General features: G+C 52.0%; 11 protein-coding genes. 7 read left to right on the top strand and 4 right to left on the bottom strand.

What is annotated here, in order from left to right:
• Positions 1–146: 146 nt before the first annotated feature.
• Complete coding sequence (locus tag VB741_RS13715) at positions 147–515, top strand: hypothetical protein (RefSeq protein ID WP_323365747.1); 369 nt, start codon at positions 147–149, stop codon at positions 513–515.
• A 96-nt stretch (positions 516–611) separates the two neighbouring features.
• Here the strand turns inward: VB741_RS13715 and VB741_RS13720 are convergent, their stop codons facing one another.
• Positions 612–1,415, bottom strand: coding sequence for a TerC family protein (locus tag VB741_RS13720; protein ID WP_323365748.1), 804 nt, complete (start codon positions 1,413–1,415; stop codon positions 612–614).
• A gap of 165 nt (positions 1,416–1,580) precedes the next feature.
• On the opposite strand from VB741_RS13720, the gene VB741_RS13725 reads away from it, so the two are divergent.
• Positions 1,581–2,315 (top strand): hypothetical protein, encoded by a 735-nt coding sequence (locus VB741_RS13725; RefSeq protein WP_323365749.1) that lies wholly within the window; start codon positions 1,581–1,583, stop codon positions 2,313–2,315.
• A gap of 23 nt (positions 2,316–2,338) precedes the next feature.
• On the opposite strand, the gene clpP is transcribed toward VB741_RS13725, so the two are convergent.
• Entirely contained in the window at positions 2,339–2,944 is a 606-nt protein-coding gene (gene clpP, locus VB741_RS13730) for an ATP-dependent Clp endopeptidase proteolytic subunit ClpP (protein WP_323365750.1), read from the bottom strand.
• A 175-nt stretch (positions 2,945–3,119) separates the two neighbouring features.
• Entirely contained in the window at positions 3,120–3,563 is a 444-nt protein-coding gene (locus VB741_RS13735; RefSeq protein WP_323365751.1) for a hypothetical protein, read from the bottom strand.
• A 119-nt stretch (positions 3,564–3,682) separates the two neighbouring features.
• Between VB741_RS13735 and petN the strand changes: the two genes are divergently transcribed.
• The 4 genes from petN to VB741_RS13755 all read left to right on the top strand — a co-directional run bounded on the left by petN (position 3,683) and on the right by VB741_RS13755 (position 6,210).
• Positions 3,683–3,772, top strand: a complete 90-nt coding sequence (gene petN / locus VB741_RS13740) for a cytochrome b6-f complex subunit PetN (protein WP_323365752.1) — start codon at positions 3,683–3,685, stop codon at positions 3,770–3,772.
• 18 nt (positions 3,773–3,790) lie between these two features.
• On the top strand, positions 3,791–4,057 hold the full coding sequence (locus tag VB741_RS13745; RefSeq protein ID WP_323365753.1) for a hypothetical protein: 267 nt from the start codon (positions 3,791–3,793) through the stop codon (positions 4,055–4,057).
• Positions 4,058–4,237: 180 nt separating this feature from the next.
• Complete coding sequence (locus VB741_RS13750) at positions 4,238–5,623, top strand: 16S rRNA (cytosine(967)-C(5))-methyltransferase (RefSeq protein ID WP_323365754.1); 1,386 nt, start codon at positions 4,238–4,240, stop codon at positions 5,621–5,623.
• Positions 5,624–6,024: 401 nt separating this feature from the next.
• Positions 6,025–6,210: a hypothetical protein gene (locus tag VB741_RS13755; RefSeq protein WP_323365755.1), complete on the top strand. Its 186-nt coding sequence runs from the start codon at positions 6,025–6,027 to the stop codon at positions 6,208–6,210.
• Between the two features lie 165 nt (positions 6,211–6,375).
• Here the strand turns inward: VB741_RS13755 and VB741_RS13760 are convergent, their stop codons facing one another.
• Complete coding sequence (locus VB741_RS13760; protein WP_323365756.1) at positions 6,376–7,767, bottom strand: NAD-dependent malic enzyme; 1,392 nt, start codon at positions 7,765–7,767, stop codon at positions 6,376–6,378.
• Between the two features lie 182 nt (positions 7,768–7,949).
• Between VB741_RS13760 and VB741_RS13765 the strand changes: the two genes are divergently transcribed.
• Positions 7,950–8,804 (top strand): SRPBCC family protein, encoded by an 855-nt coding sequence (locus tag VB741_RS13765; RefSeq protein WP_323365757.1) that lies wholly within the window; start codon positions 7,950–7,952, stop codon positions 8,802–8,804.
• Positions 8,805–9,551: the final 747 nt, after the last annotated feature.

The raw sequence follows: 9,551 nt of genomic DNA on the forward strand, positions 1-9,551 counted from the left end.
ATGCTTTGAGGTTGGTAACACTGTTCATAGACGATTGAGGTTAGTTGTGTTTCCTCAGCTTCGTCTATGGAGCGATCTGGCTCAAGGGCTGATCGCTCTCTCAACATTTTTTGTCTAAACTCCAGTTTTTAAGAGGGTGATTAACCATGCAAAGTACTACAACTCAGCTTTTGTCCGGTAAGGTTGACAGCGTTTTGGCGGCCTACCCAGCCGAGCCCTATGGGACTGCCCTAAGTCATGTCGCCGTCAAGCGGCTCCTGCTTGACTATGTTGAATGTAAGCTCAAGCAAGCCATGCCCAGCCTTAATGATCCTGATCAGTGGCAACGCTTACCCCACCATCTGCAGCAGCTGGTAGATCTGGAGTTACGCCTAGAGAGCTATATCTATTGGGGTATTGAGTACATTATTCAGAATAAATTTGATCTGTTATTAAGCGCAGAAAAGTCCGAGGAGCCCGCATGGTCTTTGCAAGATATGACTCAGGCTTGTGTGCCTGCCCATTGGTTTGGCTAGATCCTATGCCTTGGCGCGCCCACTGGTTTGGGGCAATCCACGGGTTTAAACCTGGTCTATGAATGAAACCCGTATGGTTTCATTCATAGACAAAGCCTATTCGCCACTTAAAACTTTGGTTTCTTCATTCTCAGGGGCTTCCTCAGTCGCTGTCCCAGGAACCGTTTCCATGGTTGTAATCACCGGCACTTTAAGCTCTTCCATGGCTGTCTCGGTGGCTGTCTCGGTCTCCACTCGCTGCGAAAAGCCCCAGGCAAAGATGGCGGCGATCATGGCCACCATGGCCCAGTCGGGAGGAACCCAGCTGTCATTAATCACCCGCACCAGCAGCCGCAGCCCTACAAAGGCAACGGTGACAAACCCGGCATCTTCGAGATGCACATACTCATCAAGCCAGCGAATAAAGAACCCTGCCATAAACCGCAGGGCAATGATGCCGATGGCTCCACCGAGCAAAATAATCGCCACTTCATCCGAGAGGGCAATGGCGGTGGTGACGCTATCTAAGGAAAAGGCCAGATCCGTAAAGGCAATAATGGGAATCGCCTGCCATACGGAGTCAAACTTGGGTCCGTGGTGCTGGTCGTCGTTGTCCTTATTGCTGCTAAAGTGCTGGTATACCAGCCATAGAAGATAGGCCGCCCCCGCCACTTCAAATTGCCAGAACTTTAAGACCCAGCTGGCTGTGAAAATCAGGGTCATGCGCAGCACAAAGGCAATCACTAAGCCAAAGTTTAGGGCTTGGCGCTGCTGCTGCTCTGATTTTAGGCCCTGGGCAATGGCGGCTAGTGCGATCGCATTATCCGCCGACAGCACCGCCTCCAGAGCAATCAGCACCGGTAGTAAAAATAGTGTGTCCAGACCTAGGTTAGGCGACCATTCAAGTAACTGATCTAACATTGAGCCCCTATGGTTCGCGATGATTATTCGCGGTCATTCAAACAGTAAATTCAAACAGCAAATTCAAACATAAACATTTCATTGGCAGTGGAGCCTAGGGACACCCTTGTTTAGAATAGATCGGATACCTGCCCTCGCCATCTTCCCCACCGCCATTTTTCGCCTGTGATTTCCACCTTGTTCGCTCAATTCCGTCACCAGTATGCCAACGGCGGTTTATCCACCGAACTGCTCATGACCCATGCCGAGCAATATTTGGTCAAGGCCACGGTGACCCTTGATGGACAGGTGATTGCCACGGCCTTAGGGGCAGATGTCAGCCTGATAGCCGCAGACGACCAAGCCAAACTGCGAGTTTTAAGCCTGCTGGGCTTTGGCCAGCCATCCCAGAACCTGGCTCAGCTACCAGCCAATACCAACGGCTTGCCCCTAGTCCTAGCTAACCTGCCGCCCACCCAGACGATTGCCAAGGCCACCGTTGCGGCAAGTACCTCTATTGCTGAGCCCGATCCCACCCTCAGTTCGCTCCCTGCCGCAGGGATAACGTCATCTGCCTATGGCTCCAACGCCGCATTGGCCCCCGAGGTGGACGAATCTGAGGACATCGGCCGCCCCATCGATAGCATCACTCCAGATGAAGCCCCCGCCCCATCGGATGTGCCAGCCTCATCCCTAGCGGCGGCAGCCATCGAGAACTTTGATGACACCCACCCCGTAGACCTTTCTGACGTCATTGCCCAAACTGATGTGGAAATGTCTCGCCTTGGTTGGAGTAGCTTACAAGGGCGCAGTTACCTAGAGAAAACATTCCAAAAGCACTCACGCCAGCAGCTCACGGATGAAGAACTACTGACGTTCCTGCTTTATCTCGAATCCCAATCAACGCCCATCATGGGATAGTTCAAAATTACCCAACTGCAAAATTACTCAACCACCGTCGGTCGACCACCAATGGCATGACGGTCAATCACCTGATCAATCAAGCCGTACTCAACAGCTTCGCTGGGGGACATAAAGAAATCCCGCTCAGTATCTGATGTGATCCGGTCGATGGGTTGGCCCGTGTGAGCCGCCAGGGCATCGTTCAAGGTTTTCTTGATATAAAGAATTTCCTTGGCCTGAATCTCAATATCCGTGGCCTGACCTTGGGCACCACCCAGGGGCTGGTGGATCATAATGCGGGAATTAGGTAGGCTCATGCGCTTGCCCTTGGCCCCCGCACTGAGCAAAAAGGCCCCCATACTGGCCGCCAGACCCACACAGATGGTGGAGACATCTGGCTTAATGTGGTTCATGGTGTCAAAGACGCCCAGTCCGTCGTACACCGAACCGCCAGGGGAATTGATATATAGGTAAATATCTTTTTCCGGGTCCTCAGCTTCCAGAAACAGCATCTGCGCCACGATCAGGTTGGAGGACTCAGCCGTCACCTGTTGACCCAAAAATACAATGCGTTCCCGTAAAAGGCGGGAGTAAATATCAAAGGCGCGTTCACCGCGACCCGACTGCTCAATAACGGTAGGAATCATAAGGGCCTAAGCGTATGGATTCTTTTGCTTGCTTGTATCGATTGTACAGACTTAGCAGGGGCAATGGGGGGGTACGGATAACCTCACTGGATGACCTGCCCTATTGTCCCCGGTCTGATGCCGTTTTCTGGGGATGATCTGAGGTCCTTCCCCGGATGTCATTATCCGGATGCCGTTACCCGGATGTGGTGCTAAAGGGCTTTAGCCATCGTTGCTTTAGGCCCAGGTCTAGGACTAACCGCACCGTCAGGAACAGGCCAAAGCTTTCGGCAATGGGAATGCTCAAGGGCCAAATACCGGCTAACCCTAACCCTGAAAGATCGACACCTTCTAGCTGGCTGAGGCTGCGGGTAAGGGCAAAAGCGCCCACCGCGCCACTTCTCAGGTGGGGGTTAGAGTCTTGGCGAATGATATATCGGTAGGTGACCCCAAACAAGAAGCAGCACACAGCGGCGATCGCCAACCGTTGGATCGCTTGTAGCAGAATTGCTTGGGTCAAAAAACTATCCCCCTGGGGGAAGCTATCTAGACCGACTAATACCAGGCTGATCGCAATGCCCACGGCTCCAGCGATGCTGCCTGCTTTTAAAGATTCAATGCGTTCTGGGTCTATCACCATGGGCTTTGCGTCAATTTTGCCATCGCCCAAAAATCGGGCATTGATCTACCGTATGATAGTAGTAGGCCGATTGAACGGCATTTTAGTCAACAACGCAGTAAATAACGCGAGCAAGCGATATGGATATTTTGACCTTGGGCTGGGTGGCCTTACTTTCTTTCTTTAGCTTTTCCATCACCATGGTGATCTGGGGCCGCAACGGTTTCTAAAATACTGACAATAGTCCTATGACAGGCGAATTGGAAGCCCAAGCCTATGGTGTTCTGGCCACGCTGGCGGCGCTGCTTTTGATGCTCGTCACCGGAGGCGTTATCTATTTAACGGCCATTGAGTGGCGGGACAAACGTAAGCGCGCCCAGGAAGCTTTGGATAGTCGAACACCCGTACGCAAACGCCAAGGCCAAACGCGAGATCAGCGAAAAGACCCCAAACAAGATAGAAAGAACGATAAGAAGAAAGACAAAAAGAAAGACCCTGAAAAGGGCCGAAAGTAAGTCTGATTGTCTGGTTTGACAGGCTGCTTTAACCGTGAGGAGTATGGCATCACCATGCTCCTTTGCTGTGTTTGGGAATGTTCCCATGGATAGATACCATGGATATCTGCCCATGCATAGATCGTAGGAGCCCAGAGTTTTTGATGTCTCCTGCCCCTCTGCCTCTTTACCCACCAATCCGTGCCTACACCCCCCACATTTACACCGAATAATTCCCATTTATCGGCTCGGTATCTAGCCTTTGTAGTCTTGCGGGACGTTGATAAAGGGGCCTTCGCCGATGTTGCCCTAGAGCGCAACATCGACAACTTTGCCCTAGAGCCTGCCGATCGACGTCTGGCCACGGAACTGATTTATGGCACCGTCCGCCGCCAGCGCACCTTGGATACCCTGATTGGCCAGCTGGGCAAACGCAGTGCCGAGGAGCAGCCCGCCGACCTACGGCGCATTTTGCACCTGGGGTTTTATCAGCTGCGTTACCTGGACCATGTGCCCCATCATGCTGTTGTTGATACAACTGTTCAACTGGCAAAACATCAGCGATTGGGTAAGCTGAGCGGTGTGGTGAATGGCATGCTCAGGCAGTACATTCGGTTACAGGAGGACGGTGGGGATCCGTTGCAGCTGCCAGCTGATGAAACCCAGGCACTGGGGATTTTCCATAGCTATCCTGACTGGATTATTGAGGCTTGGCAGCAGATGCTCCCAGTGGCGGAAGTGGCTAGCCTCTGTGAGTGGTTTAATCAGGTGCCTAAGACCGACCTGCGGATCAATCGTCTGCGCACCACCGTTGATGCGGTGTTGACAACCTTAGGTGATCGGGGGCTGACGGCGATGGCCCCGGCCGGTATTCCAGACGGTCTGAGGATTGTAGGGCCGACGGGGAATGTGCGGCAGCTACCGGGGTATGACGATGGTTGGTGGATGGTGCAGGACAGTAGCGCCCAGCTAGTGAGCTACCTGGTTGATCCGCAGCCGGGGGAAACCATTATTGATGCCTGTGCGGCCCCCGGCGGCAAGGCCGCCCATTTAGCTGAACTGATGGGGGATCAGGGTAGGGTGTTGGCGTGCGATCGCACCTCCTCCCGCCTCAATAAAATCCGTCAAAACACCAAACGACTCCAGCTCACCAGCATCGAAACTGTCATGGGGGACAGTCGCGAGCATCCTGAATTTAAGGGGATTGCCGATCGGGTACTGCTCGATGTGCCCTGCTCTGGCCTGGGCACCCTGCATCGCCATGCCGATGCCCGCTGGCGACAAACCCCAGACTCTATAGTGGGGCTGACCATTCTCCAGCGAGAATTGCTGGATGCCGCTGCGAATTGGGTCAAGCCAGGTGGTGTCATGGTCTATTCCACCTGTACCCTGCATCCTGACGAAAACCAGAACCTCATCCAGGCTTTTCTCACCGACCACCCCCACTGGCAGATTCAACCCCCGGCCGCAGATTCCCCTGTCGCTCCCTTTGTGACGGACCAGGGTTGGGCAACGGTATGGCCCCATCAACGAGATATGGACGGCTTTTTTATGGTGAAGCTCCAACATTGTGTCAGCAAATTATAGATCTGGTTTAGATCTGGTTAAGTTGAGCGGTTTACAGCTGCCGAAGGTACTGCTCCTCTGTAAAACCTCCTAAGCCAACTGGATGAGTTTAATGGCGGATGTGGGCAGCCCTGGTATTGTCCAGCGTAAATCATTTTTCTATGCCGAGATTGCCCGAATAGTGGACTAGATTTAGCGTCATTATTCGTGTTTTTGAGTTGCGACCGGTGAGAATTTACGAGTGCCTAAAAAAACGGTGGTCATGTGATGTCGCCGTTTTGTCTGGGCGATCTCTGATACTTAGCGCGTGGTAGCAAAAAGCATTGTTTATTGAAAACTGTTGTTGCTAGATTTTTGGTTTTTGGTTTGATCGTAAGACAGGAGAGTACTGACGAATACTAGTGAGAACGAAGCGGAACAACATGAGATTTGCCTACTCAGCTGTTTCTACAGGTTTTGGCAGTCCGTCCATAGGTAACTTTCTGGATGCAGCTAACTTTGGCCTTGCCTCAGAAATTAACCCTGACGATACTGTTCAGGATGTACCTGAGCCTGCATCTGCCTTGGCGATTCTAGCCATTGTGCCATCTCTGTGGGGGGGGCTTTGAAGCAGAAGCAAGCGGCTTAATCGTTAGCTTTAACGTTCTGCAGTACTTTTCCAAGAGATTATGTTTGTTGACATTGTCTAATATTCTCTCAGTTTCAAAAAGTCCCTTTGTCTGAATGGCAAAGGGACTTTTTTTAAGCTGAGTTGTTTTCAACGCTGGCTAGATCTAATTTCTAGCGACGCCAGCATCACGGGCGGCTTGTTGGACGGCGGCGGCCACTGCGGTGGCTACACGCCTATCAAATACGGACGGCACGATGTGGTCAGGGCGCAGCTCGCTATCGGGGATGAGGGTGGCGATCGCATGGGCCGCCTGCAAAAACATACCGGTGGTAATGGCCTCAGCCCGACAGTCAATCGCCCCGCGCAGCAAACCAGGAAATGCCAGCACGTTATTAATTTGGTTGGCATAGTCGCTGCGACCGGTGGCCATCACCGCCACGATGCCGTCCAGCAATTCAGGCTGAATTTCGGGTACCGGGTTGGCCATGGCAAATACAATCGGGTCTGGGGCCATGGACTTCACCATGTCCACGGTGACCACACCGGGGGCACTCACCCCCATAAATACGTCTGTGCCTACCATGGCATCGGCTAGGGTGCCGCCTTGGTCGACAGCGAATTCCTGCTTGCGGGAGTTGAGGTCGGTGCGATCGCAACTAATAATCCCCTTCGAGTCGCATACCATAATCTGATTCACCCCAGCCTTTTTGAAGAGGCGTGCCATGGCCAAACCGGCTGCACCAGCACCGTTAATCACCAGTTTGATATCGCCGATGGTTTTGCCGACTACCTTGAGGGCATTGACCAACGCAGCTAGGCTGACAATGGCCGTTCCATGCTGATCGTCATGGAAAATGGGAATATCCAATTCCTGTTGCAGCCGGGCCTCAATCTCAAAGCAGCGAGGGGCGCTAATGTCCTCCAGATTAATGCCACCAAAGACCGGTGCAATCCGCTTCACCGTTTCCACAATTTCATCGGTGTCCTGGGTATCTAAGCAAATGGGAAAGCCATCTAGCCCAGCAAATTCCTTAAACAGCATGGCCTTGCCTTCCATCACGGGCAGGGCCGCCTCGGGTCCTAAATTCCCCAGGCCCAGCACGGCGCTACCATCGGTGACAATCGCCACCGTATTCGATTTAATCGTCAGGTCGTACACCCGTTCTGGATGCCGGGCAATTTCATTACATACCCGACCCACCCCAGGGGTGTAGGCCATGGCCAAATCCTCCTGGGTGAGCACCGGGGCCTTACACTCCATCCGAATTTTGCCCCCCTCATGCAGCTTGAATGTCCGATCGTGTACCTCGATCACTTCAATCTGTTCTAGGGCATACACCGCATTCATAATTTCCTCAGCATGTTCAGCACTAGCAGCATCTACACTGACATCGCGAGTAACATTGTTGCGGCAGCGCTCGACTACATCGATATCCCCCAAACTGCCCCCTGCCTCAGCTATGGCCTGGGTTACCATAGCCAACATGCCCGTCTGGTTGGGTACATGCATGCGGATGGTTAAACTATAACTAGGATTCGGTGTCAGACTGACCATGATCAAAAACCTCGGATAGTGGGGTGGGTTAGTAAAAAAATGTTAAGCCCTAATGGCCCCATCGTGCGATCCCTGAAACCATCCCCATAAGAAGCTTGCAAACTATACTCTATTACCTTATTTCCTTATAATTCTCTGACTATTTTTCCTGCCCATATACTCCCCATTGCCTCTATATCACCATGCCTAGCCTTTACGCCGAAATCGAAATTGATGCCCCCGCCATGAATGTGTGGGATGCCCTAGTGCGCAAGGAAGATTGGCGCTATTGGAATACCTTTCTCTACGACTGTGACCCGCGCTCCACCTTTATGCTGGGGCGGGAGGTATTTCTGGCGATGCAGCGGATTGAAGGGGATTCTGATACAGAGTTTCAGCCGGTAGTCACCACACTGCGTCCAGGTCATTGTCTGCGCTGGGTGTCCAAAATCCCTGGGTTAAAAACCGAGCATTCCTTTGAGATGCAGGAAATTACCCCCGGTCGCACCCGCTACCTCCATCGGGATATTTTTATGGGGCCTCTGGCAGGGGTGTTTCTACCGTTTATTCGTGAGGATGAGCGGGACGGGCTGAGGCGCATGGCCTATCAGCTCAAGCGCTATGTGGAAGGTGGCGGTCAGCCCCAGCGAGATCCCTACGCTAGTTCCTATGACCGCAATTATCAGCAACCCTATGGTGGTCGTGGCTATCAAGACCCAGGTTACGGTCGCGGCTATCAAGACCAAAACTATCAAGACCAAGGCTATGGCCGCGGCTATGATCAGCGGGGCTATGGTCAGGGGTATCAAGACCAGGGCTATCCAGAGCGCGGTTACTCGGATCAGACCCCTGGCCGTGACTATCCGCAAAGAGGCTATGACGATTGGCGATATCGTGACCAGGGGTCTGACGATCGCGGCTATGGAGAACGGGAGCGCGATCAGCGGGGGCGCGATCAGCGAGGGCGCGATCCAAACTATGACCCCAATTATCCAGATCCCAGGTCTTCTGATGGCGACTACCGGGATAATCGAGACTACCGAGACGATCAGTGGTAGCCAATGCTGTTTCGTTTCTATCGCCGCTCTACGGACATAGCCCATAAACTGCGTCCTGTGGGATTTAACGCTCAAATTATGGGTTTGCTTTTTAATGCTGAGTAGTGATAATTGATACCGGATTTCTTCATCAATAGATTACTCATAGATGAAGAAAGTATCTAAAAGTCATTGAAATAGAAAGCATGTGTTTTCAGTAATGATACGGTCATGCTGAGAACTTTGATTTTGATAGATCAGTATATTTACTTAACTTGATTGGTGAGTTCGCCTCTTGCCCGTGGCTCTTAAATGTTGAATTTAGGCTCATTGGCTGAGGAGCATCGTCCAATCTAACTAATTTTCTCCTCGGTTAGGAGGAGTAAATTGGGGCACGGAAAATATAGCTTGTTATCGGCGTCTGTTGCGTGCGCTCAAGTGCTGACGTGCCAGTTCGCAGCTAAAGGGGGGATGGCTTGTCATGCACCCTAATCAGTTCTCAAGTCAGAGTGAATCTTCTCTTTTTTGGTATTGGATTGTCCACTGCCTCTGGATCTTCTATGGAACGGTTAGCCTGAAAAGAGAACCAACTTTAAAGATACTTTTTTATTTCTAGGATTGTCCATGCATCAAGCTCATATCGTAAAGATTCAGGGGGGTCAGTCTCCTTCAGGGATCAATGAAGGTGCAGGAGAACCATGTCGAGAGGCTTTTAACGCATCGGTCAGGAAGTCAAAGATCGAGCGTTTCTGAGCCTTTAAGCTGGTA

Source organism: Leptothoe sp. PORK10 BA2 (genome assembly GCF_034932105.1).
Taxonomy (GTDB): Bacteria; Cyanobacteriota; Cyanobacteriia; order Phormidesmidales; family Phormidesmidaceae; genus Leptothoe.